The sequence below is a fragment of the Paenibacillus sp. TAF43_2 genome (assembly GCF_052113545.1).
Classification (GTDB): Bacteria; Bacillota; Bacilli; order Paenibacillales; family Paenibacillaceae; genus Pristimantibacillus.
Window position 1 is genome coordinate 25,563 of record NZ_JBFRDK010000035.1, and the last position, 23,844, is coordinate 49,406.

Sequence of the window (23,844 nt, forward strand, 5' to 3'; positions counted from 1 at the left end):
TGATTCCTCTATAAGCACGAAAGGAGGTCAAAGCCAGGTAGCGCCTGTCTTTGACCTCTCGCTCGCTACACTTTATTTATTATCGTCAACCACTTCATAGTCGGCGTCTACTACATTGTCTTTGCCTTTTGCAGCGCCGCCAGCTTCTGGGCCAGCACCTTCAGCTGCTTGTGAAGCTTGCTCATAAAGCTTAACTGAAAGCTGTTGAACGATTTCAGTCAGCTCTTCAGCTGCTGCATTGATTTGCTCAAGATCGTCTGTTGCAAGTGCTGCAACTACTTTCTCTTTTGCAGCGTTAGCTTTTTCGATTTCAGCAGCATCAACTTTATCGCCAAGATCTTTAATTGTTTTGTCAACGGAGTAAACCAATTGGTCAGCGCTGTTTTTTGCTTCAACAAGGTCGCGACGTTTGCGATCTTCTTCAGCGTTAAGCTCAGCATCTTTCATCATTTGGTTGATTTCATCATCGCTGAGACCGCTTGAAGATGTAATCGTAATTTTTTGGCTCTTGCCTGTTCCTTTATCAAGAGCAGACACGTTTACGATACCGTTCGCATCGATATCGAAAGTAACTTCGATTTGCGGAACGCCGCGTGGCGCAAGAGGAATATCGTTCAATGTGAAACGACCAAGCGTTTTGTTGCCTGCCGCCATCGAGCGCTCACCTTGCAAGACGTGAATTTCAACGCCCGGTTGATTGTCCGCATATGTGGAGTACACTTGCGATTTGCTTGTAGGAATCGTAGTGTTACGATCGATCATCTTAGTGAACACGCCGCCAGCTGTTTCAATACCAAGCGACAATGGAGTAACGTCAAGCAATACAACGTCTTTCACATCGCCAGTCAATACGCCCGCTTGTACAGCTGCGCCAAGAGCTACAACCTCATCCGGGTTAACACCTTTATGCGGTTCTTTGCCGATCAATTTTTTAACTGCTTCTTGTACCGCTGGAATACGAGTCGATCCGCCCACGAGTACAACTTTATCGATATCGCTTGGGGACATTCCCGCATCGCTAAGCGCTTGACGAGTAGGTCCAAGCGTACGCTCTACAAGGGAAGCTGCAAGCTCTTCAAATTTCGCGCGAGTAAGGCTAAGCTCCAAATGCTGAGGAACGCCGTCAACCATTGTAATGAACGGAAGAGAAATAGCTGAAGTCAATACGCCGGAAAGTTCTTTTTTCGCTTTCTCAGCAGCATCTTTCAAACGTTGAACAGCTGATTTATCTTTGGAGAGATCAATGCCTTGCTCTTTCTTGAATTCAGCAACAAGATGATCGATGATAACTTGGTCAAAGTCATCTCCGCCTAGTTTGTTGTCGCCGCTTGTCGCTTTAACTTCGAAGAAGCCATCGCCAAGCTCAAGAATGGAAACGTCAAATGTACCGCCGCCAAGGTCATAAACAAGAATCGTTTGATCTTCTGTTTTCTCAAGGCCGTATGCTAGTGCTGCAGCTGTTGGCTCGTTGACAATACGAAGAACTTCAAGACCAGCAATTTTACCAGCATCTTTRGTCGCTTGACGTTGGCTGTCATTGAAATAAGCAGGAACCGTAATAACGGCTTGCGTTACCGTTTGACCCAAGTAAGCTTCAGCATCAGCTTTCAATTTTTGCAAAATGATTGCAGAAATTTCTTGTGGTGTGTAATCTTTATCGTCAATTTTTTCTTTGTGGTTCGTACCAATGTGGCGTTTAATCGAGCTGATTGTACGATCAGGGTTTGTGATTGCTTGACGTTTTGCTGTTTCACCAACAACACGCTCGCCATCTTTCTTGAAACCTACTACGGAAGGAGTTGTGCGGTTGCCTTCCGGGTTAGGAATAACAACTGCTTCTCCGCCCTCCATTACTGCTACGCAAGAGTTTGTTGTACCAAGGTCAATACCAATTACTTTACTCATAGCTATAGTTCCTCCTACAATTTTTATATTTTATCCTAATAACAGCTTGCTTTGTCTCATTTATTGAGCAAAAGTTTTACCGTTTAACTGCTTACTTTAACCATCGCCGGACGTAATACCTTGTCTTTCAAGATATAGCCCTTCTGAACTTCCTCAACAATGATACCCTCTTCATGCTCATCGGAATCTACAGTCATAATCGCTTGATGGAATTCAGGGTTAAAAGGCTCGCCAACTACGTTCATAGCTTTAAGGCCTTCCTGCTCAAGTGTTGACTCGAGCTGACGAAAAATCATGTCTACACCCTTCGCAAGTGATTCAAAATCACCGTTAACAGATGCGGCTGCAACAGCGCGCTCAAAATTATCTACAACCGGAAGCAGTTGACCGATTAGCTTCATCGATGCGTACTGTCCGAGTTCTTCTTTTTCTTTCATTGTACGACGGCGGAAGTTATCGAAATCCGCTTGTGCGCGCAAGAAGCGCTGCTCTTTCTCCTCAGCCAGCTTCACAAGCTCCGCATAACGCGAATCTTCTTCCACAGCCTCGTTTACAGTATCCTCGCTTGCTTGATCTGATTGCTCAGCAGATACCACTTCTTCTACAGCCTCGGCTGCCTCATTATGTTGTTCTTTCGTACTCATGCAATCACCTCCTAAAAAAGTTTACGAAGTAAACTTGGCAAAATATCATTAATTACTTATACCAGCGGCCAAGAAGAACCGCCATATCCTTGGATATAATATCCAACAAACTAATGACTTTGCCGTATTCCATTCGCGTTGGTCCTAGAATGCCGATCGTTCCCAGCGATTGGCCATCAATGGCATAGGTTGCTGTGATAAGACTGCAATCGCTAATTGCCTTATGGTCATTTTCTGTCCCGATACGTACTTGTATACCTGACGGAAGGCCGGAAAACATTTTCATTATGGCTGGTGTCTCATCAAGCAAATCCAAAATCGTTTTTACTTTGTCTACATCCTTGAATTCAGGCTGAGTCAGCATATTGGTTGTTCCGCCTAAGAAGATTCGGTGCTCATCCTCATTCTGCAATGCATGATCCAGTACCTGCAGCAGCTGTTCATAATGATCAACATGCCTTTCAAGCTCTTGCCCAACTTCAGTGTAAAGCTTCGACCTTAGACGAATCAGCGGAACGCCAACCAATCTTGTGTTTAAAATGTTAACGACCTTTTCCATATCGTCCATTTTCAGGCCGTCAGGAATTGAAATCGTCCGATTTTCAACATGTCCAGTGTTCGTCACAATAATAGCAACTGCTGATGTTTGATCAAGCGGCACAAGGCCAAAATGCTTAAGCGATGTGCTGAACATTTCAGGTCCAAGCAAAATAGATGTGTAATTGGTTAAATTGGAGAGAATCATCGCCGTTTGTTGAATAACCTGCTCCATTTGATTCATTTTGTCCGTTACGAACGAGCGAACCACACCAATGTCTTTCTCATCTACTTCGCTAAGCTTTATTAAATGGTCGACATAATAACGGTAACCTTTCGTTGATGGAACACGCCCTGCTGACGTGTGCGGCTGTTCTAAGAAGCCCAGCTCCTCCAAATCCGCCATTTCATTGCGAATGGTTGCCGGACTAAAGCCAACGTCGCCGCGCTTCGAAATACTGCGTGAGCCTACTGGTTCAGCCGAGCGAATATAATCATCCACTATTGCATGTAAAATCATCCGTTGTCTCTCCGTCAGCATTCGAATTCCCCCTACGTAAATGTCAAATCCGTTATTTCGATGTACCTTCGTTAGCACTCAATCCAATCGAGTGCTAATCATTACTACAAAAATACCAAACCAGCTTGTCGATTGTCAAGTCAGTTCGGCATTTTTCATGCGCCTAATTCAATTTAAACATCTTATAAACGATTTAATGACACAAGGAAACTCCGATGTGGCTTAAAGAAAGCCGCTGTGCCAGCAATATATGTTGGCACAGCGGCTTATTCTACAATCAATTACACTTTATGAACTCTTCCTGCTTCATCTGTTGCAAACTTTTCTCTTCTCACGCGATTTTCACCTTGGTATAGCTCTACAATACGATAAGGTGAAACGGAGTCATCTATAATAACTTTCCAGCCATTTGTATTTAGCATAGCGAACAGTTCATCGTAACCCATTGCTTTAAAACCATAAAACCCGCTAAATCCTGCCCATTTCTTCAAAAGCACTGTCGTTACATGCTTTAGTTTATCCTCTACTGCTACGATTTGATCTTTTTTTTGGCTCATTTTTATTTCTCCTCTATATGACAATAAACATCTACCTTGACTATATACCAAAACGCGCAGCATTACTATCAACGAGTTCGGACAAACTAACATATTAGTTGAATGAAACAAAAAAACCACTTTCCCAATAGTCCTAATGCAAGCGCTAAAGGAGAGTGGTTTATTTTCAATAAAAGTAGGAACGTTCGGAAATTGTGCTTTAATTCAGCATTCTCAGAACAGCTATTTCATCGCAAGCAAGCTGCTTTGGACAGTTGATGCAATCCTTCCAAACCTTTTCCGGGAAAATTTCCTTATCAACGACCTTGAAGCCATTTTTCTCAAAAAAGGACACGGCATAAGTTAAAGCCATCACCTTCGGAATTTGCTGCTCTCTAGCTTGTTCGATCAACGCTTCTACCAGCTTGCTGCCGATCCCTACGCCCTTGTAGCCATCCGACATGCCAAGCGAGCGAATCTCAACCAATTCTTTCCCGAGCCGCAGCAGTGAACCGCAGCCGACAACTTCTTCCCCAATTTCCGCGACGACGAATGTATCTATCATATATTCGAGCGCTTCCCGAGTGCGAGGCAGCATAATGCCTTGCTCTGCATAACCTTTAATTAATTCAAACAAAGTCTCGATATCATTAGACGTTGCTTTCCGACATACGACCTGTACTGCCTGCATTTGTGCATTCGCCTCCACCCGGTGCAAGATCAAAATCAATATGAATAAATATACACCACAACGAATTTTTTCTCAAGAGTATTTTAGCCGTTATATCCGATAAAAGCACCAAAAACTTCGTTCCCGAGAAGCACACCTTTGTCAGTCAACCGATAAATGATATCGTCTTCCGTTTGCTCAGCTTCGAGCAGGCCATCCTTCATTAATTTATGAATAACATCACCGAACTTGTCCTCCAGCTTCTGGCCTTCAAACTGATTCGAGAAGCGTGATGCCGGAACTCCGCTTAGCAGCCTGAGCCCAACCATCATTAAATCCTCCATCGCTTCAGCTTCAGTAACTTCAAACGTTTCAAGGCGCGGAAGCTTGCTTGAAGCCGCATCGATATACGGTGTAATCCCTTTTAAATTGACATGACGCATGCGATTGACATAGCCATGCGCGCCCGCTCCGAGGCCGTAATACGGCTCATTGCGCCAGTAAGTGGAATTATGGCGGCTCTCATAACCTGGTTCGGCGAAATTGCTAATCTCATAGTGTCCGTATCCATTTTTTTTCAACATGTCCATTAGCAAAATAAACATATTAAACTCTTCTTCCTCTGGAGGCAAAGGCAGCTCGTTGCGCTCATAGAGCTTATGGAACAACGTATTTTCTTCTACTTTTAGACTGTAGATGGAGTAATGAGGCAATCCCAGCTCCATCGCTTTGTTCACACTGTCTCTTAACAGCTCAACCGTTTGACCTGGCAGGCCAAACATCAAATCGATTGATAAGTTAGTAAATCCAACTTTGCGTGCATTCTCGATACTGCGATATACATCGTCTACGCTATGAATGCGGCCAATACGCTCCAGCAATCCATTATCAAAGGATTGAACCCCGAAGCTAATCCGGTTCACGCCGCCTTCCTTCATAGCTGTCAGCTTGTCTATGTCCGTTGTGCCCGGATTCGCTTCCATCGTAAACTCCACATTTGGAGCAAGCGGGAAATAAGTGCGTACTGCTTTTAGAAATCTTTCCATTTGCGGAGGAGTCAGTACGGTAGGCGTACCTCCACCAACAAAAACAGTATCAATTTCTACTGGCGGCCATTCAGCAACTGTACGCTGCATTTCTTGCTCAAGCGCGTCGAGATACTGATCAACAGGCTGTCCCTTCAGTACATAGGAAGTGAAATCGCAATAATGACATTTATTCGTGCAAAAAGGGATGTGTATATATAAAGCGCGTGGTGATTGCGTCATGTTCATCGTTAACATTCTCCTTCAAGCGTAAACGGCTGGCACTGCATAAGAGCGGCAGGCTCACGTCCCGCGTTGAAATATAAGTCGGTAAATACAGTTCACTTAAAATAGAAAAGAGGGAGAGCTGCGCCCTCCCTCATCCTCGTACGTTTTAATCCTCGCCGATTTTGAGTACCGCCATGAACGCTTCCTGCGGCACCTCTACACTACCTACTTGCTTCATCCGCTTCTTGCCTTCCTTCTGCTTCTCAAGCAGCTTCCGCTTCCGGCTAATGTCACCGCCGTAGCATTTGGCAAGAACGTTTTTACGCATTGCTTTTACTGTCTCACGCGATATGATTTTGTTGCCGATAGATGCTTGAATCGGCACCTCGAACATTTGACGCGGAATAAGTTCCTTCAGCTTTTCACAAATAACCTTGCCGCGTTGGTAAGCACGATCGCGGTGGACAATGACAGACAAAGCATCAACCTGTTCATTGTTAAGCATGATGTCCATTTTGACCAGATTGGATCTGCGGTAGCCCGATATCTCGTAATCGAACGATGCATAACCCTTCGTGCTTGATTTCAACTGATCGAAGAAATCATACACAATTTCTGACAAAGGTAATTGATACGTAAGCGTTACACGATTCAAATCCAAATATTCCATATTCACGAACTCGCCACGCTTGTTCTGGCAAAGCTCCATAATTGCGCCGACATAGTCATTTGGGACAATGATAGCAGCCTTAACGAAAGGCTCTTCTACGAAGTCAAGCTTGCCTGCTTCAGGATAGTTCGATGGATTATCAATCTCCATCGTTTCGCCATTTGTCAGCGTAATTTTGTAAATTACGCTTGGTGCTGTCGTAATAAGCGGGATGTTGAATTCCCGTTCAATCCGTTCTTGAATAATTTCCATATGAAGCAAGCCAAGAAATCCACAGCGGTAACCAAAGCCCAAAGCAGTTGATGATTCCGGCTCATATTTGAGTGATGCATCGTTAAGCTCCAGCTTCTCAAGCGCATCACGCAAGTCATTATAGTCCTGTGTCTCGATTGGATAGAGTCCGCAGAATACCATCGGGTTAATCTGACGATAGCCTGGCAGACGTTCTGGTGCAGGTTTCTTCGCATCCGTAATTGTATCACCGACACGCGTGTCCTTCACGTTCTTGATGCCCGCAACGACAAAACCAACATCACCGACCGCAAGCTCCTTCACGATCGCCATGTTCGGCATGAATGCCCCAACCTCGATGACCTCAAATTCTGCTCCCGTTGCCATAAACTTAATTTTATTGCCTGCTTTGATGCTTCCATCCATAACTCGTACATAAACGATTACGCCTTTGTAGGGATCATAATGGGAGTCAAAAATAAGCGCTTTAAGCGGCTGATCTGGATCTCCTTCTGGTGAAGGCATCTTCGTCACAACCTGCTCTAGTATTTCCTTAATGCCGATTCCCGCTTTTGCAGAAGCAAGTACCGCGTCGCTGGCGTCTAATCCAATGACATCTTCAATTTCCTGCTTTACCCGTTCAGGCTCCGCACTTGGCAAATCGATCTTATTAATAACAGGTACGATCTCCAAATTGTTGTCTAACGCCAAGTATACGTTAGCCAGCGTTTGCGCTTCAATGCCTTGCGCAGCGTCAACAACGAGCAAAGCACCTTCACAAGCAGCGAGACTGCGTGAAACCTCGTATGTAAAGTCGACGTGTCCAGGCGTGTCAATCAGATTGAGTATATACTCGATCCCGTCATCTGCCTTATATGCCAAGCGTACCGCTTGCAGCTTGATGGTAATTCCGCGTTCCCGCTCCAAATCCATTTTGTCAAGAACCTGCTCTTGCATCTCGCGTGATGTCAAAGCGCCGGTAAATTCTAAGATCCGGTCAGCAAGCGTAGACTTTCCGTGGTCTATATGCGCGATAATGGAAAAATTCCTAATTCTCTTTTGTCGGTCACGTACGTCAGTCATGCCTAACCCCCACAATTTCCAATAATGCTAATCATTCCTCCTATTATATCAGTTAAKGGGAAGACCAGCAATGTTCATTATCACTTCGTCAGCCCATCGAATATAGATACGACCATTCGAATGCCTTCACTTGACATATTTTGCAGCAAACCAGAGGTTGAATCTGCGATCTTATTTACTGCTGGCTGGTCACTCTTAAGCGGAAGACCAGGCATCCTTTCATTTTCGGCAGGAAAGGTTTCGGCCGTTTCTCCTGTGGTTTCGTCATCATATGCAGCAAGTCGCTTTAGTTCTTTAAGCTCCTGCTCAAGCTGGGCAATCTTTTGCTGCTGTTCCTTCTGAAAATCATTAACTGGCTGCACATTTTGCTCTGTCTGCGGAATCTCTGTGTACCCGCTTGAGCCTTCTATAGGTCCATATATACGCTCGATGCCCGAAGAGGACATATCAATGCCATACATGATGATTATCGCCAAAGCACCGCCCAGCACCGTCCATTTTAGCGCATTTCGTTTCACTTATTCTTCGCCCCCTCCTACTTTTTTGTTGATGCCTTCTCGTCTGCCCAGTAAATTTCGGAAATAACTGCTGCCAGCGCATCCGCTGTTCGATAGGACTCTTCGAGGGTGTTGTCTACGCCCCCTACCTCAATAAGCACATTATCCTCAGCTAGCGATTGATTGTATTCGGCATTGCCTGATGAGGCTGTTTTGCCCCAAATACCGCGAGAGATGCCTGGATATTTTTTTTCGAGCGCTTCGTGAATTTTAGTCGCAAAGGCTTCGTTTTTTTCCCAATTGGGATTTTTATGGCCGATAATGAAATAAACCTGCGCATAGCTTTTGCCATCAATATCGATGGTCGTTTCTTTCCGCCTCTGCGAGTCTCGGTGAAGATCGAAGAAAAACTTCAAATCCTTGTTGCTGGCAATGGCTTCTTTCACCGTTTTCATCGAATATTTATAAGAATAGTTCCAATCATATCCTTTAATCGCCGTTGGATAATCAGTGTTCGAGTGCTGTGCGCCTACACCCTTCTCCTCCAGCTTCTGGGCAAGCCGTTTGCCAACCAGCGTAATATTTTTTGTACTAGAATTCGGGTCTTTCTTTTTATCTGTCAGTTCAGGGTACCAGGATTCGCGATTATGCGAGTGATAGATAAAAGCCACTTTTTTTCCGCCAGTCGTAGGTTTCGCCGGCTCCCCGTTATCACCTTCGCCAGTTCCTGAAGATGGCTTGTCTGTCTGTACCGGCAGCGGCTCCTCCTCATTTCCTTCTGTCGCCCCATTATTCGATACATCTGTTCCTGTATCCTCATGCAATTCGCCAAGCGGATCATATGTAATCGGTGCATTATCTTCCGGCCCCACCGCTGTATCCGTACCGATGCCCTTGCGAATTAAGTAAGCATCATTAACCCCCATGCCAGGCAGCTCGCCTGCAAGCAAGCTTTTGGGATCGTTAGGATTAATATCTGTTAAAGCTCGCATAAGAAACGCACTAATTTGCTTTGAAGTAAAAGTATCTGTTTCCCGACTGCTTTGAAATGCAGGCATCTCCATCTCTAGCATATCCCCAAAAAAACCGCTCGATACAGCAGCAGCAAAACCTTTCATTGAATTTACAGGCGAAGCTGTCGTTTGCTGATGCGCCATACCCGCTGCTCCTAACAAAATAAAAAATACCATTGAGCAAAATGAGAGCAACGCGAATGTACGTCCCGTTACTAGCAATTGTCTCACTCGTCTACTTTCCTTCCCTATATCAAGCAGCATAATTTTTCTTTTCATTGGTTTATTACCTCCCGCTTCATAGTGCTAGCCGCATTAGTCACTACTAAACTATGAGAGTGATAGAGTTCATAGAACCAAATCTATGTGGAATAATTAGCGTTGATAGAGTTATAGGGATACAAAATAGCGAATCGCGCAAAAAAAAGAAGCTGTCCAAAGGTTATGCCTTTAGAAAGCTTCTTTCTTAATTATCATAGGAATTTAATGCGTATACGCAGCAACATTGCTTGAATCAACCGCTTCGTGCAGCGATGCATTTAGTCCGCTTGCTATAATGTTGGCGATATCCTCTATAAATTCATCAATTTCCTTTGGCGTAACCAGCAGATCATGGCCAAGCGGGCTGAGCACTTCCCTGACGAGCTGCAGCCTCTCGTTTTCTTCCATCTGATTTACCAAACCTAAAATTTGATCCGAGTTTGCGCTTTGTTTCTTAAAATGACTGCTCATCATCTCAAGCGTGTTGTTGACGATGGTCGAAGCATAAACAACGGTAGGCACTCCGATCGCAATGACCGGGACACCTAAAATTTCTTTTGTAAGCCCTTTTCGCTTATTCCCGATGCCAGAGCCCGGATGAATGCCTGTATCTGCAATTTGGATCGTTGTATTCACTCTCTCTAATGCTTTAGATGCTAATGCATCAATAGCAATGACGAGTTCCGGACTCGTCTTCTCAACGATACCTTGAACGATTTCACTGGATTCAATACCCGTTATGCCAAGCACTCCAGGCGCTACCGCACTTACCGCGCGATAACCAGGCGCCACTTGATCAGGCATCAGCTCGAAAAAATGACGAGTGACCATTACATTCTCAACAACAATTGGACCAAGAGCATCAGGCGTAACATTCCAATTGCCTAAACCTACAATTAGAACTCGCGCTGTTTTATTTATGGACAACCGTTCAAGGAAAGCTTCAAAATGTTTGGCAAACTGTGTCGCCACCCTATCCTGCAGCCCCGTATCCCCTTTTCGCAGCTCCGGAACCTCAATCGTCACATAATGCCCTTGCATTTTGCCAATGGCCTGAGCGCCTTGTTCGTTTTGTACATGCAGCTGCGTAATCGTTATTCCTTCATCTTCCGAAGTTTCGGATTGTATGCCTGGTATAGGCCCGCCGCTTGGCGCCTCTGCCATCTCCTTCGCTTCAAGCGCCAAGTCTGTTCTAACATTATATTTTTGCAAATCAAGTTCGTTCTCCATAGCTCATTCTCCCTTCAAACACCAGTTCTGATGTTATTGTTTGCAGATGGATTATTTTCATACTCGTAGATGAGCCTTCATCCTTACGGAATACAGTTTTTATAAGGAGCTTCCTGCTATTGCTTTTTGAGGAGTGGCATGATAATATACTTTAAGTTGTGTTGTCTAGGTTTATGATGTAGATAAACCGTTGTAAACAGTTTAGGAGGTGAATTCCATGCCAAATATTAAATCCGCGATTAAACGCGTTAAAACAAGTGAAAAGCGTCGTGCTTTGAATGCATCCCAAAAATCCGCACTTCGTTCGGCCGTTAAATCTGCTGACCAAGCTATCGCTGGCACTGATGTAGATGCTGCTAAAGCAGCTCTTATCGCTGCAACGAAAAAGTTGGACAAAGCAGCAACTAAAGGCCTGATTCATAAAAATGCGGCTTCCCGCAAAAAATCTCGTCTTGCTAAACGTCTGAATGCCCTTTCGGCTCAAGCCTAAGCAAGATAACCGCTCATACGAATGACGTTGTCCATCTGGTCAACTGAAATTCGTTTAGCACATCAAAAAAGCTTCACTGCTCTTATCGAGCGGTGAAGCTTTTTTGTTGTTCCATGCTGCTTATTTGCTTTTCACATAAAAAAAGGCAATGGAAAGAACGCTATGCGCCCTTCTCCATGCCAAGTGAAAGCAAATACAGCTCTAAACCGAGCGTTTTATCAATTGCTCCGGTTTTCATTTTATAATCGAGATCTGCAAGTGAAGCCAGCAGCCTGCCAAGTCTAGCCACTTGAAATTTCCGGCTTTTCTCCGCGGCAAGCTTGACTGCGTATGGATGCAATCCTAATTGGCCAGCCATTTGCTGAGGGGAATAGTGATGCTGCTCCAGCTCTTTGATTTGCAGCATGATTCTTAACTGCCTAGCGATAAGAGCGGCGATCTTAATCGGTTCTTCACGACGAACCAGCAATTCTCTGTACAGACGAATTGCCTTGTCAATGCGAAGCTCAGCGATCGCATCCACAAGCGCAAATACGTCCTCTTCAACTGTTGCTGCAGTTAGCATAGATGCCGTCTCTACATCAATGACACCGCCTGTTCCCGCATGCAAGCACAGCTTGTCCACTTCCTGCGACAATTGCTGCATATTCGCTCCAGCGCGTGATAGGAGCAGCTCAGCCGCATCTGAAGACAAGGTTCTATGTTGATCTGTTGCCCGCTTAATCATCCATTGCTTAAGCTGAACCGCATCGAGTTCAGGGAACGGAACTAAGGAATGACGATCCTTTAACGTTTTTACAAGCTTTCGACGTTCATCCAGCTTCTCTGATTGGACAGAAATAACGATAATGGATGTCTCTGAAGGATACTCCATATACTGAATCAGCTTCTCAGGACGATGCTCAAGCTTTCCGCCTTCCTTGCCTCCAGCACACAGCACAGTCGCATCTCGTATCAAAATCAGCTTCCGCTGCACAAAAAAAGGCGATGTTTCCGCTTCAAGAACCGCTTCTTCAATCGAGGTTTCCGCTGTATCAAATTTAACAATGCCAAGCTCTCGCTCCTCAGCTGTAAACATCGCCTCGGTCAATACGTTAATAAATTGCTGCAGCCGATAACGATCCTTGCCATACAGCACATAAATGGGACGGAAGCGTCCGCCCTTTATTTCTTTTAATGCTTCCTTTGCATCCATACCTTCACCTCGTCACGAGTAAGTACAATTAGACGGCAACAAAGGGATGAGCCATATAAAGCCTCATCCCTTTGCCGAACATCTATATAAACATTCGCAGGCAGGTCCATGGTACCGCCCTGCGGATGGTCATACGACGTTAAGGATTCGTCGCAGACACTATCGCTGCTAACATTATACGCATAAATCGATGTAAATGTGCGTAATAACCCTTAATTTTTGCAGACCGCAATMTGTGCTGAAGCGAGCAGTTTCCAAGTTAATGCCCTGCCTTCTGCTCCGTCAGCGTAGATAAATCGATCACATACTTCTCAATTGCTCCTTGTTCAACATGAACCTCGTAGGTCAGCTTTTTGCTGTCCTCAGACCAGGCCAGATTGAGCAGCTCACCGTTTTTGCGCGGTGATGTGAAGACGACAGATTGATCGGCAGCAGCAACTACTTTAATTTTAAAATTGTCAGCCTTGCCGCTATAAAGGCCATCGGGTGAAACCGTTGCCGTGCTGTTCGCATTCGCACCCAAACCATTCTCGCCTTCGTTTTCAACCAACCCTTCAGAAGGATTCGAAGTTAAGCCCTTGATTGAGCCATCCTCAAATGACCCACCATCAGGCGCTTTGTCTTCATTGGTTAAAGGATTTATTGCGGTACTCTTGGACGATGGCGATGAATCGGCTTCATCACTTTTTTTTGCCGTTTCTGTCTTCACTTCTGGGTCTTCAGCACCGTTAGCGCTCGCTTTATAAGACATTTCCACTGGCGTATCGTTCATCATATCAGCCGCGACGTTATTCGATCGCTTGGCTGAAGATTGTGATGCATTCATATCGCCAATCGAGCCTGAATTATACGTTACGAGAAACAGCCCTGCAACGATTCCGGCTGCGATCACACCACTCATAATGCGCATGGACGGCCAGCGGCGTTGACGCTTCGAAAGACGTTTTGTTGCTTCCGTTCTGCTAACCATGGATGGCGGTTCCGCTTCAGCCTGACCAAACAGTTCCATCCGCTCTAATTGAGGCATAATCGCATCGACTAAGCTATAGCTCGGCATAACTTTTGGCAAACTGGTAAGCTCGGCGGACAATAGCTGTAACCGCTCGAACATGGCTGCACAGTCCGGACACTGTCTAGTATGATTCATCAAGACTTCGATTTCGCTTTCATCGAGATCGTTGTCTAGCTGTCTTTGCATTAGTTCCATCACCTCTTGACAATTCATCCCCGGACACCACCTTTCTGATAATCATGGAGTAAAGTCTGCAGCTGTTGCCTAGCTCTGAATAAATAGGATTTCACTGTATTGAGCGGCAAATCGAGCGAATCTGCAATTTCATTGTAAGAGAAATCCTGTAAATACCGAAGGACGACGACCGCACGATGATGCTCAGGAAGCTTGTCGATAGCGGCTTGAATGTCTTTAACAGCGTAAGCAGACATTACCTCGTCCTCCACGTTTTGTTTTTCGTGGAATACCATGTCGTGCTCATCTATTGAGACGGTCGGTTTATTTCTCCGAAACTTGTCAATGCAAATGTTGGTTACAATACGTTGAATCCATGTTTTGAACTGCGCTTTTTCTTCGTACGAGCCTATTTTTGTATAGATGCGAATTAGCGCTTCTTGCGCTGCATCAAGGGCATCCTGTTCATTATTTAATATATAATAGGCTGTCCGATAAACATGCGTTTCAATCTCTCGCAATAGAGTAATTAAAGCGTCGCGATCTCCCGACTGAGCGGCTCTTATAAGCTCCGGCTCCACCACGAAGGATCCCCCTCTCTTGCAACCATTCTGACGAACTGGTTGCGGTAAAAGTTGCAGATAAATTAGAAATATTACTTTATTTTTTTTAGTAAGTTTTAACAAGCAGAGCGATTGTCCCCAAGCGGACCGTCTTGAATGCACGAAGCAGGAAAAAACCATAAAAAATTTACAGATACTCGCTATGCTGTGAAAGAATCGAAATAAACTCCACATTAAAGGATACCAAATTTCAACTAACTCGTATATAGAAAGAAGTCGAAAACCTCTGAAAACGGCTCGACTTCTTTATTCCTAAGTATGAATGATTTTCATATGCTATGCGAATTTAGGTACGGAAATATGAAGGCAAGGCTTTCTATTCCCATTTTTTCGATACCCGCCCTACTTAATTTTTGTATACGTAAATAAATCTTGGCTGGTTACAATAAACCGTACCTCGCCATCACGATCTGTTCGCCACAAAGCGGTTCCCGCTTGATTTAATCGAGAAATTACATCTGGACTAGGATGGCCGTAGGTGTTTGTTGCTCCAACAGAAGCTACTGCTCCAAGAGTATCCCAATAATCGAGCCACTCTGCGCTTGTTGAAAAACGACTGCCATGATGTGCAACCTTCATAACGGAGACAGTCTTTTCATTTGAATCCATTATATTTTGCTGCCGCTCATTTCGTATAATGGCGCGTTCCGTGGCTGCATTAATATCACCGGTAAACAAGAAGACCGACTGAAAAAGCTGAACACTAAGCACAACACTGGCTTCATTCTGCTCCTCAAGGTGAGCCACCGCTTCCTCTTTTTGCGCCAAGGGCCACAGAACGCTTATCTTCGTATTTGCATCTACCTGCTGCTTCATGCCCGCAGACGCGCTGTACATTGGAATTCCCAGCGCAAGTGCCTGCTTAATTAGCTGCTGAGCATCATCTGCTTCCTTCACCGTTCCATTCCACCAAATGCTGCGTATTGGAATTGTCTCCAAAACCGCTTTTAAACCACGGATATGATCGCTATCCAAATGTGAAATGACGAGGATGTCAATCTCGCGCACGCCTCTTTTCATTAGTAAAGGCACAAGCACCTTTTCCCCAATTTCAAAAGGGTCGCTCCGCTCCTTCCACTCTTCTCCCGGCTTGCGGAAGCTCATCGTACCTCCGCCATCGATTAAAATATGCTTGCCGCCGGGTGTTCGGATATGTACAGCATCGCCTTGACCAACATCAATAAAACTAACCTCTGCCTGACGGTTAAATAAATCCGGCTTAAAGGCATAAAAAATCATAATCAAAACTAACGCTAACAGCAGATATAGGCTAGTCCTTAGCTTTTTACTGTTTTCTTTAACCACTATGTAAGGATGAACCGCTCCAATTGCAACTGTCTCCTCTATGGTCGCTGCTTCTTCCTCATGTTTCGCAGCGATTTGCATCGTCCAACTGCGCAAAATCCGAAATATGACACCAAATATAATCAGCCAAGCTGCCACCCACCAAAGAGGCGGAGTTGCCCAAATCGTCCTTAATGAATCCACTTCGGACAGCTGCTCGACGAAAGCAAACGTCCATTCATTCGCGAAATGCGAGAAATAGGCCAGCAGCTTGCCGCCGCCCTCCCAAGGTATCGCAAGCAGAAGAGATACTGCGCCAAGCGGCATAACGATAAAGCTGATGAACGGAACGAGCACAAAATTCGCGAGCATAGACAACACATGAAACTGATTGAAATAATAAATCGTCAATGGAAAAGAAACAATCTGCGCTACGAGCGTAACCGCTGCCAGATCAAGCAGCGATTTTCCTCTGCGCCACCTCGGCATTGCTTGCCGTACAGGCTGGACTCCGACAATCAGACCGATCGTTACAATGAACGACAGCTGAAAGCTGACATCCTCGATAAAATAGGGATCATAAATAAGCATAAGCACCGCAGCAGCAGCTAACAGATGCAGCCCATCCTTCAGCTTGCCCATCCGGGCTGCCAATAGCCCAAGAACGGACATTAGACCTGCGCGGACAACCGAAGGGGAAGCGCCGGCAAGCAGCACATACAAGGGAACGGACAACATGAGGATGAGCAGCATTCGTTCGCGGCTTATACGTGCGACGCGCAGCAGTCCGCTAAGCGCATAAAGGAATACAGCAACATGGAGGCCCGAAATCGCTAAAATATGCGTTAAACCAAGCCTTGAAAATTGCTGGAACTGCTCTGGATCGAGGTCCTCGCGAATGCCGAGGACCAGCCCCTTCATGTATCCGGACTGCGAGGACGGATACAGCTGTTCCATCTGCGCGCCAAGCCATGCGCGCGCGCTGTCGACGCGGCCGAGCAGCGCGGCCGCGGTCCACTTGGGGCCCGGCGCCGGCTTTACGGCGGCGGTGCCCTTCACTTTCAGCAGCCAGTGGATTCTCTGGCTGCTGAGGTAGCGGCGGTAATCAAATCCGCCGCTATTGGATGCGCCAGCCGGCCGCGTAAGCTCGCCGGCAAGGCGCACTTTGGCGCCGCGCTGCCAAGCCGCGGCGATAGCCTGCTCCGGCTGTTCCATCAGCCGGACATGCACGATCAACCGCTCGCGCAGCGGCTGCGCAGCGGCTTCACCTTGAACGTGGATGCTGTGCGCCTCCACGCGAAACATCGCGCGGTCGCCGTCGACCTCCACCGCCGACACAATAACGCCCTCCGCTTCCGCCGCATACGCAGCTCGCGGTCCATCCGCCTCAGCGGCGGCAAGCAGTGCTGGCAGCGCAGTCACGTTGCGGGCATCCGCCCATAACCGCTCTCCTGCGGCAAGGCACACTGCCAAAGCACAAGCCGCCGCGAGCTGCCACGTCGCTTGCTTGCCAAGCACTGCGGCGGTTGCGAGCAATATTCCCGCTCCCGCCGCAAGCCAAACGCCGCTGCTGTTCAAACCGGCAGCAGCCGCGCCCCCAAATGCCCAACAAATCGCAAACCAAATTAAAGGACGTCGATTCACCTCTAGCTCCCTCCAATTCGCAAAAGCCTCATAACAAAAAAAAGAACCTCTGTCGCATCAAAAGATGCAATCAGAGGTTCCTCCTCGTTTCTACTATTTCATGAACAACGCTATGATGTTACATCCATATGCGCCTGAGCAGGTGGCTCGTAATGATCCAAACAACGGAAAACAATACCTTTCTGGGCCATCATATTGCTCACCTTTTCACTGTCTTTCGGATAACTCCGATGATAGACGATTTCGATAACGCCGCTGTTCGCGAGCATGTTAGCGCATGTCCAGCAAGGCTGGTCGGTTACATAAACGGTTGAGCCTTCGCGATCGGTACGATCGGTGAACAGCAGCAAATTTTGCTCCGCATGTATCGTTCGAATACAGCGTTGTTTCTTGAATGGCTGCTCCTTGCCGTCGACCAGCTTCATCTCAACTTCCTCCGAAATCATGCAGCCTGCCTCGAGACAATCCTGCACGCCCATCGGAGCACCGTTATACGCTGTGCCAAGCAGTTTTTTTCCTTGTACAAGAACAGCTCCAACATGTCTGCGCGGACAACGCGAGCGCGTCGAAACCATATAGGCAATATCCATGAAGTAGGTGTCCCAGTCCTTGCGGTCGGCATCCTTCGTTTGGGTGCTCATAACTCAACTTCCTCTCTCATGCTGCATCTGATGATCTCTGGTTGCATTTATTTATCGTATATTTCTTCGTTAAAGCTTCCTACTAAAGCGTTTAGGCTTAGGCTTGGCTGGCAGCAATGGCTTGCTCAATATCCGCCAAAATATCATCAATGCCTTCTGTACCAATCGATAGACGAATCATGCCTGGAGAAACGCCCGCATTAGCTTGCTGTTCCTCAGACAATTGCAGATGTGTTGTGCTTGCTGGATGAATAATTAGCGACTTGGAATCACCGACATTCGCCAAATGCGAGAATAGCTGAACGGAGTTGATCACTTTCTTGCCCGCTTCTACTCCGCCTTTAATGCCAAATGTCATAATTGCGCCTTTGCCCTTCGGCAAATATTTTTGTGCAAGGTCATAGGACGGGTGGCTTGGAAGTCCTGGATAGCTAACCCACTCAACCGCTTCATGGCCTTCCAAATATTCAGCTACCTTTTGCGCGTTTGAGCTGTGGCGTTCCATCCGAAGATGCAGCGTCTCAAGTCCTTGAAGCAATAGGAAGGAGTTGAAAGGTGAAATGGCAGCACCCATATCTCTTAGCAATTGGACGCGAGCTTTAATGATATAAGCGACAGGGCCAACTGCATCGGTGTAAACAACGCCATTGTAGCTTGGATCCGGCTCAGTAAGACCTGGGAATTTGCCGCTGGCTTTCCAGTCAAACTTGCCGCCGTCTACAATGATACCGCCGATTGATGTTCCATGTCCGCCGATAAACTTGGTCGCGGAATGCACCACAATGTCTGCTCCATGTTCAATCGGTCTGCACAAGTAAGGGCTCGGGAATGTATGAAACGATCTCATCGCCAGCTCCTGCAATATTTAGAATCGCGTATGTAATAGCCGATTGACCAGAAGCAACTGCCAATGCTGCCGGAGCACCCTCTAATTCAGCTACACGTTTCTCAAAAACATCCGATGTCGGGTTCATAATTCGGGAGTAAATATTTCCAAATTCCTGCAATGCAAATAGATTCGCTGCATGATCTGTATCTTTGAATCCGTAAGATGTCGTCTGGTAGATAGGTACCGCGCGCGACAACGTAGTCGGATCGATTTGCTGACCTCCGTGGACGGATAGTGTGTCAAGGGAAAGCTTGCGTTGTTCTGACATTTTCTCGACTCCTTCAAATGAGTTAATAGATAATGGCAAACGGAAGTTGTAAATGTCCGCTTCTTTCCATTCTCTCACAATTATGGACGAGCTACAATGCTGTCTTCCAATCCTTTTAATAGTTTTTCACCAATTCCCTTGACACGGAGCAAATCATTAACGGTCGCAAATTTGCCGTTTCTTTCTCTATCTTCAATAATTGCTTTTGCTTTTGACGGTCCGATTCCTTTCAAATCATCAAGTTCCGTCTCCGTTGCACGGTTGATATCAAGCTTTGCTGCATCATCCATGCCCGCATTAGCAATTGGTGCTGCTGGCGCAGTGGATACAATCGTATCTTCATTTAGAGCAGCTTTCCCATCCGGCTCATTCCGATGATCAACACCCGCAGCTGATGCTTCTTGCTCCTTTTCCGAGATCATCTCAGTATCCTTCTTGTTCTTTACGTCTTCTTCACCCGTATCTGCTGCCTCAATTGCAGCGACTGCAGATTTCACAGCATCGTTTAAAGGTACCCAATCACCTGTTTCCGGCTGCTTAGGCTCCAAAAAAGCAGCTGCCAGCAATATAGCTGCAGCAAGTATTAAAATAAAAGTAAATATAATGGCTTTGCTAGAAATCGTTCCAGTTAAAGGCTTCACTTCTTCACTCTCCTTTGAAAGCGACGATTTTTTTGGTAATTAGTGACATATGAAACAAGTCCTGCGGAATAAGGTAAGAGAGCACACGAAATGAGTACGGCTATTGAAATTTTCACTCGGGATTTGTTCGCATATAACCTTTCTCTACAAATTAAAGCAGGTTATGCGCGCGCCAAACCTATAGGAGGGTTCAGCATGAATGTCGGATTTATCGGGACGGGCACAATGGGAAGCCTGCTCATTGAAGCTTTGATCGCATCTGGTGCATTATCACCAAAACAAATTGCCGTCAGCAACCGCACCTTTGCAAAAGCGCAAGCCTTGGCCAACCGTTATTCCGGCATGAGAGCCGAATATACGAATGCTGCGGCTGCTTACGGCTGCGATATTGTTTTTTTGTGCGTAAAGCCTTTGGAGTTCAAAAAAGTGGTCGATGATTTGAAGGCAACTATTCGACCAAACCAGATTGTCGTATCTATAACGAGTCCTGTCCTTATCTCTCATCTAGAAGGGGAACTCGATTGCAAGGTAGCTAAGGTTATTCCGAGCATTACAAATTATGTATGGAGCGGAGCATCGCTTTGTATTTATGGGGAAACGATTGATGAGAAAGATATGGCTCAACTGGAGGACTTATTATCCCATATTAGTCAGCCGCTGCGAATAGATGAGAATTACACACGCATCGTATCCGACATTTCAAGCTGCGGACCAGCTTTTATGTCTTTCCTGCTTGAGCAATTTGTTGATGCTGCGGTTGAAGAAACGGGTATAAGCCGTGATGAAGCGCTGCGTGTTGCAAGCGCCATGCTGCTCGGAACCGGCTTGCTGCTGACCGAAGGCGGCCTTACACCAGCAGAGGTGCAAGAGAGAGTTGCCGTCCCTGGCGGCATTACAGCCAAAGCGCTAAACCTGCTGCGCCGCGAGACAGAAGGAGTATTCAATCAACTCATCCGTACGACACATGCAAAGTTCGATGAAGATGTGGTCAAGGTTTCGACCGCCTTTATAGGCGAAGAGGTGAACGGTCAATAGCTGTTCTTCAGCTAATGCCCGCTCACCTCTTCTGTTTGTCTTAATTGGCAACGATATTGACTAGCTTGCCTTTTACCGCAATGACTTTACGGATTGTTTTGCCGGCAATCAGCTCTTGCACCTTCTCAAGTTCTTTCGCTATGCTTTCCATCTCAGCAACGTCCATATCAGCTGCAATGGAGATGCGATCTGCGATTTTACCATTTACTTGTACGACGATCTCAACCTCTTGATCGACCGTCCAAGCTTCTTCGAACGTCGGGAACGCTGCATACGTAAGCGAATCCGTGCGTCCCAGCTTCTCCCATAGCTCTTCCGCGATATGCGGCGCAATTGGAGAAATCAATTGAACGAATTGCTCCATTGCTGCTTGCGGAAGCACATCTGTTTTGTAGGCTTCGTTTACAAAAATCATGAGCTGGCTGATTACGGTGTTGAAACGAAGTCCCTCATAATCATCCGTAATTTTTTTGATTGAACGATGCCATATGCGCTTGAATGCATCACTCGTTTCGCCATTGCCGATTTTGGCATTCAAGCTGCCGTCCTCGTTCACGAACAAACGCCATACACGGTTAAGGAAACGATATGTTCCTTCCACACCATTGGTATTCCAAGGTTTCGTTGCTTCAAGCGGCCCCATAAACATTTCGTACATACGAAGCGTATCTGCGCCAAACTCGTTTACGATATCATCTGGATTGATAACATTTCCACGCGATTTGGACATTTTTTCGTTGTTGTTTCCAAGGATCATGCCTTGGTTGACAAGCTTATGGAACGGCTCCTTTGTATCTACAACGCCGATATCATAAAGCACCTTGTGCCAGAAACGAGCGTAAAGCAGATGCAGAACAGCGTGCTCAGCGCCACCAATGTAAAGGTCAACCGGCAGCCATTGCTTTTGCTTCTCTGGCGAACAAAGCTGTTTGTCGTTTTTAGGATCGATGAAGCGCAGGTAGTACCAGCAGCTGCCAGCCCATTGCGGCATCGTGTTCGTTTCACGGCGAGCCTTCATGCCCGTTTCAGGATCGATCGTATTCACCCATTCCGTAACGCTGGCAAGCGGTGATTCCCCTGTTCCTGAAGGAGTGATAGCATCAACATCAGGCAGCAGAAGCGGAAGCTGATCCTCAGGAACAGTCTTCATCGTACCATCCTCCAAGTGAAGGATCGGAATCGGCTCACCCCAGTAGCGCTGGCGGCTGAACAACCAATCGCGCAGTCGGTAAGTGATTTTCCCTTTGCCTTTGCCCGATGCATCCAGATGCTCTATCATTTTCGCAATCGCTTCTTCATTCGTCAAACCATTCAAGAAATCGGAATTGACATGAATGCCGTCGCCTGCATAAGCTTCCTTCGTAACATCTCCGCCTTGAACAACCTCAACGATTGGCAAATCAAATTGCTTAGCAAATTCCCAGTCGCGAGCGTCATGACCTGGAACAGCCATAATAGCACCCGTTCCATAACCAGCAAGAACATAATCTGCGATCCAGATTTGTGTTTTCACGCCATTAACGGGATTAATGGCATAAGCTCCTGTGAACACGCCTGACTTGTCTTTCGCCAAATCAGTACGCTCCAAATCACTCTTGCGCGATGCTGCCAGTTGATAAGCTTCAACTGCTTCTTTTTGCTCTGCCGTTACGATTTTTGCAACAAGCTCATGCTCAGGAGCGAGTACGCAATAAGTCGCGCCAAACAATGTATCTGGACGAGTCGTAAATACGACCAAAGCGGAATCATGACCGTCAATCTCAAAGGTAACCTCAGCTCCTTTGGATTTTCCAATCCAGTTGCGCTGCATATCCTTAATGCTTTCTGTCCAGTCCAGTTCTTCCAAATCATCCAACAGACGATCCGCGTATTCCGTAATTTTCAAAATCCACTGACGCATAGGCTTGCGAACAACGGGATGATTGCCCCGCTCGCTTAGGCCGTTAATAACCTCTTCATTGGCAAGCACCGTTCCAAGAGCTTCACACCAGTTAACTGATACTTCAGCAACATAAGCGAGTCCTCTGTTGTACAATTGGATAAAAATCCATTGCGTCCATTTATAATATTCAGGATCGGTTGTACTAATCTCGCGATCCCAATCGTATGAGAAGCCAAGTGATTTTATTTGTCTGCGGAAATTATCGATGTTTACAAACGTAATATCGCGCGGATGCTTTCCTGTATCTAGCGCATGCTGCTCAGCAGGCAATCCGAACGCATCCCAGCCCATCGGGTGAAGGACATTATAACCTTTCATTCTTTTGTAGCGAGACACGATATCTGTCGCTGTATACCCTTCGGGATGTCCTACATGCAAGCCAGCTCCAGATGGATATGGAAACATATCTAATGCGTAAAACTTTGGTTTTTCAGCATCCTCTGTCGTTTGAAACGTTTTGTTTTTATCCCAAAATTGCTGCCATTTCGGCTCCACAACAAGCGGGTTATAGCCGTGAAATTGCTGTTCTTGACTCATGTGCTCATATCCTCTCTCAAATAAATGCTGAATGCATAATTGTACAAAAAAACATAAAACCTCTCGCCCCTAGCGAATTATCGCTAGGGGCGAGAGGTTGTTCTCCCGTGGTACCACCCTAGTTAGCGAAAGACATGCTTTGCCGATCGCTCACTTGTCGCCCTTATCGCGGGCCAAACGGTGATTTTCGCGTAAACGATGTTTCGTAAACATCGCTTTCGTTAATCGCACAGCTCCAAGGCGAGCTTCATTTCGCTGCAGGTCCGGCTTCCACCATAAATCACCGGCTCTCTAGGCCTGACAAACGAAATTACTGTTCCTCTTCAACGCTCCATATGCATAAAATCGTTAGTTTCGATTATAAAGATCACACGGTTCGGTGTCAAGAGAACGAACTTGAACTCCAAACGGTTTATAAT

19 protein-coding genes, 1 pseudogene and 1 other annotated feature are annotated in these 23,844 nt (G+C 46.2%); of the genes and pseudogenes, 2 read left to right on the forward strand and 18 right to left on the reverse strand.

Annotation, left to right across the window (positions count from 1 at the left end; genetic code table 11):
- Positions 1 to 72: 72 nt before the first annotated feature.
- From dnaK to gpr, 10 genes are all read right to left on the reverse strand, one after another.
- Positions 73 to 1,905, reverse strand: a complete 1,833-nt coding sequence (gene dnaK / locus AB4Z17_RS10335) for a molecular chaperone DnaK (RefSeq protein ID WP_441910455.1) — start codon at positions 1,903 to 1,905, stop codon at positions 73 to 75.
- Between the two features lie 83 nt (positions 1,906 to 1,988).
- On the reverse strand, positions 1,989 to 2,549 hold the full coding sequence (gene grpE / locus AB4Z17_RS10340) for a nucleotide exchange factor GrpE (RefSeq protein ID WP_339203475.1): 561 nt from the start codon (positions 2,547 to 2,549) through the stop codon (positions 1,989 to 1,991).
- A 52-nt stretch (positions 2,550 to 2,601) separates the two neighbouring features.
- Entirely contained in the window at positions 2,602 to 3,627 is a 1,026-nt protein-coding gene (gene hrcA, locus AB4Z17_RS10345; protein WP_076266871.1) for a heat-inducible transcriptional repressor HrcA, read from the reverse strand.
- 260 nt (positions 3,628 to 3,887) lie between these two features.
- Positions 3,888 to 4,163 carry a hypothetical protein gene (locus tag AB4Z17_RS10350; RefSeq protein ID WP_441910456.1) on the reverse strand — a complete coding sequence of 92 codons (276 nt, stop codon included), beginning with the start codon at positions 4,161 to 4,163 and terminating at the stop codon, positions 3,888 to 3,890.
- A 199-nt stretch (positions 4,164 to 4,362) separates the two neighbouring features.
- Positions 4,363 to 4,833, reverse strand: a complete 471-nt coding sequence (locus tag AB4Z17_RS10355; protein WP_076266869.1) for an N-acetyltransferase — start codon at positions 4,831 to 4,833, stop codon at positions 4,363 to 4,365.
- Between the two features lie 83 nt (positions 4,834 to 4,916).
- Entirely contained in the window at positions 4,917 to 6,086 is a 1,170-nt protein-coding gene (gene hemW / locus AB4Z17_RS10360) for a radical SAM family heme chaperone HemW (RefSeq protein WP_441910457.1), read from the reverse strand.
- Positions 6,087 to 6,231: 145 nt separating this feature from the next.
- A complete protein-coding gene (lepA, locus tag AB4Z17_RS10365) occupies positions 6,232 to 8,049 on the reverse strand; it encodes a translation elongation factor 4 (RefSeq protein WP_076266867.1) in 1,818 nt (605 codons plus the stop codon).
- Between the two features lie 80 nt (positions 8,050 to 8,129).
- Positions 8,130 to 8,567, reverse strand: coding sequence for a hypothetical protein (locus tag AB4Z17_RS10370; protein WP_441910458.1), 438 nt, complete (start codon positions 8,565 to 8,567; stop codon positions 8,130 to 8,132).
- Positions 8,568 to 8,584: 17 nt separating this feature from the next.
- Complete coding sequence (gene spoIIP, locus AB4Z17_RS10375) at positions 8,585 to 9,838, reverse strand: stage II sporulation protein P (protein ID WP_441959651.1); 1,254 nt, start codon at positions 9,836 to 9,838, stop codon at positions 8,585 to 8,587.
- Positions 9,839 to 10,042: 204 nt separating this feature from the next.
- Positions 10,043 to 11,050 (reverse strand): GPR endopeptidase, encoded by a 1,008-nt coding sequence (gpr, locus tag AB4Z17_RS10380; protein WP_441910460.1) that lies wholly within the window; start codon positions 11,048 to 11,050, stop codon positions 10,043 to 10,045.
- Positions 11,051 to 11,267: 217 nt separating this feature from the next.
- Between gpr and rpsT the strand changes: the two genes are divergently transcribed.
- Positions 11,268 to 11,540 (forward strand): 30S ribosomal protein S20, encoded by a 273-nt coding sequence (rpsT, locus tag AB4Z17_RS10385; RefSeq protein WP_053376847.1) that lies wholly within the window; start codon positions 11,268 to 11,270, stop codon positions 11,538 to 11,540.
- A 160-nt stretch (positions 11,541 to 11,700) separates the two neighbouring features.
- Here the strand turns inward: rpsT and holA are convergent, their stop codons facing one another.
- The 7 genes and pseudogenes from holA to AB4Z17_RS10420 form a co-directional block, all read right to left on the reverse strand.
- Complete coding sequence (gene holA, locus AB4Z17_RS10390) at positions 11,701 to 12,735, reverse strand: DNA polymerase III subunit delta (RefSeq protein ID WP_441959653.1); 1,035 nt, start codon at positions 12,733 to 12,735, stop codon at positions 11,701 to 11,703.
- 259 nt (positions 12,736 to 12,994) lie between these two features.
- Complete coding sequence (locus AB4Z17_RS10395; protein WP_441910462.1) at positions 12,995 to 13,960, reverse strand: anti-sigma factor family protein; 966 nt, start codon at positions 13,958 to 13,960, stop codon at positions 12,995 to 12,997.
- Complete coding sequence (locus AB4Z17_RS10400; protein ID WP_053376850.1) at positions 13,957 to 14,505, reverse strand: RNA polymerase sigma factor; 549 nt, start codon at positions 14,503 to 14,505, stop codon at positions 13,957 to 13,959. The genes AB4Z17_RS10395 and AB4Z17_RS10400 overlap by 4 nt, the downstream gene beginning before the upstream one ends.
- 381 nt (positions 14,506 to 14,886) lie before the next feature.
- Positions 14,887 to 17,472 carry a DNA internalization-related competence protein ComEC/Rec2 gene (locus AB4Z17_RS10405; RefSeq protein WP_441959655.1) on the reverse strand — a complete coding sequence of 862 codons (2,586 nt, stop codon included), beginning with the start codon at positions 17,470 to 17,472 and terminating at the stop codon, positions 14,887 to 14,889.
- 110 nt (positions 17,473 to 17,582) lie between these two features.
- Entirely contained in the window at positions 17,583 to 18,113 is a 531-nt protein-coding gene (locus tag AB4Z17_RS10410) for a deoxycytidylate deaminase (protein ID WP_076266860.1), read from the reverse strand.
- Between the two features lie 97 nt (positions 18,114 to 18,210).
- Positions 18,211 to 19,270: pseudogene (locus AB4Z17_RS10415) on the reverse strand (O-acetylhomoserine aminocarboxypropyltransferase/cysteine synthase family protein).
- An 80-nt stretch (positions 19,271 to 19,350) separates the two neighbouring features.
- The gene (locus AB4Z17_RS10420; RefSeq protein ID WP_441959657.1) at positions 19,351 to 19,911 is read right to left on the reverse strand and encodes a ComEA family DNA-binding protein; all 561 of its coding nucleotides are present in this window, start codon (positions 19,909 to 19,911) and stop codon (positions 19,351 to 19,353) included.
- A 195-nt stretch (positions 19,912 to 20,106) separates the two neighbouring features.
- Between AB4Z17_RS10420 and comER the strand changes: the two genes are divergently transcribed.
- Positions 20,107 to 20,946 (forward strand): late competence protein ComER, encoded by an 840-nt coding sequence (gene comER, locus AB4Z17_RS10425; protein ID WP_441959659.1) that lies wholly within the window; start codon positions 20,107 to 20,109, stop codon positions 20,944 to 20,946.
- A 40-nt stretch (positions 20,947 to 20,986) separates the two neighbouring features.
- Here comER and leuS read toward each other — a convergent pair whose 3' ends face one another.
- Positions 20,987 to 23,425 (reverse strand): leucine--tRNA ligase, encoded by a 2,439-nt coding sequence (gene leuS, locus AB4Z17_RS10430; protein WP_441959661.1) that lies wholly within the window; start codon positions 23,423 to 23,425, stop codon positions 20,987 to 20,989.
- An 82-nt stretch (positions 23,426 to 23,507) separates the two neighbouring features.
- Positions 23,508 to 23,761, reverse strand: a binding site (T-box leader).
- Between the last annotated feature and the right edge of the window lie 83 nt (positions 23,762 to 23,844).

What these genes read in the sequence shown, in the direction of transcription:
- AB4Z17_RS10395 (WP_441910462.1), bottom strand. Translation starts at nt 13,960, where the DNA reads ATGAATTGTCAAGAGGTGATGGAACTAATGCAAAGACAGCTAGACAAC.
- AB4Z17_RS10410 (WP_076266860.1), bottom strand. Translation starts at nt 18,113, where the DNA reads ATGAGCACCCAAACGAAGGATGCCGACCGCAAGGACTGGGACACCTAC.
- gpr (WP_441910460.1), bottom strand. Translation starts at nt 11,050, where the DNA reads ATGGAGAACGAACTTGATTTGCAAAAATATAATGTTAGAACAGACTTG.
- rpsT (WP_053376847.1), top strand. Translation starts at nt 11,268, where the DNA reads ATGCCAAATATTAAATCCGCGATTAAACGCGTTAAAACAAGTGAAAAG.
- AB4Z17_RS10350 (WP_441910456.1), bottom strand. Translation starts at nt 4,163, where the DNA reads ATGAGCCAAAAAAAAGATCAAATCGTAGCAGTAGAGGATAAACTAAAG.
- spoIIP (WP_441959651.1), bottom strand. Translation starts at nt 9,838, where the DNA reads ATGAAAAGAAAAATTATGCTGCTTGATATAGGGAAGGAAAGTAGACGA.
- AB4Z17_RS10355 (WP_076266869.1), bottom strand. Translation starts at nt 4,833, where the DNA reads ATGCAGGCAGTACAGGTCGTATGTCGGAAAGCAACGTCTAATGATATC.
- grpE (WP_339203475.1), bottom strand. Translation starts at nt 2,549, where the DNA reads ATGAGTACGAAAGAACAACATAATGAGGCAGCCGAGGCTGTAGAAGAA.
- lepA (WP_076266867.1), bottom strand. Translation starts at nt 8,049, where the DNA reads ATGACTGACGTACGTGACCGACAAAAGAGAATTAGGAATTTTTCCATT.
- leuS (WP_441959661.1), bottom strand. Translation starts at nt 23,425, where the DNA reads ATGAGTCAAGAACAGCAATTTCACGGCTATAACCCGCTTGTTGTGGAG.
- hemW (WP_441910457.1), bottom strand. Translation starts at nt 6,086, where the DNA reads ATGAACATGACGCAATCACCACGCGCTTTATATATACACATCCCTTTT.
- hrcA (WP_076266871.1), bottom strand. Translation starts at nt 3,627, where the DNA reads ATGCTGACGGAGAGACAACGGATGATTTTACATGCAATAGTGGATGAT.
- comER (WP_441959659.1), top strand. Translation starts at nt 20,107, where the DNA reads ATGAATGTCGGATTTATCGGGACGGGCACAATGGGAAGCCTGCTCATT.
- holA (WP_441959653.1), bottom strand. Translation starts at nt 12,735, where the DNA reads ATGGATGCAAAGGAAGCATTAAAAGAAATAAAGGGCGGACGCTTCCGT.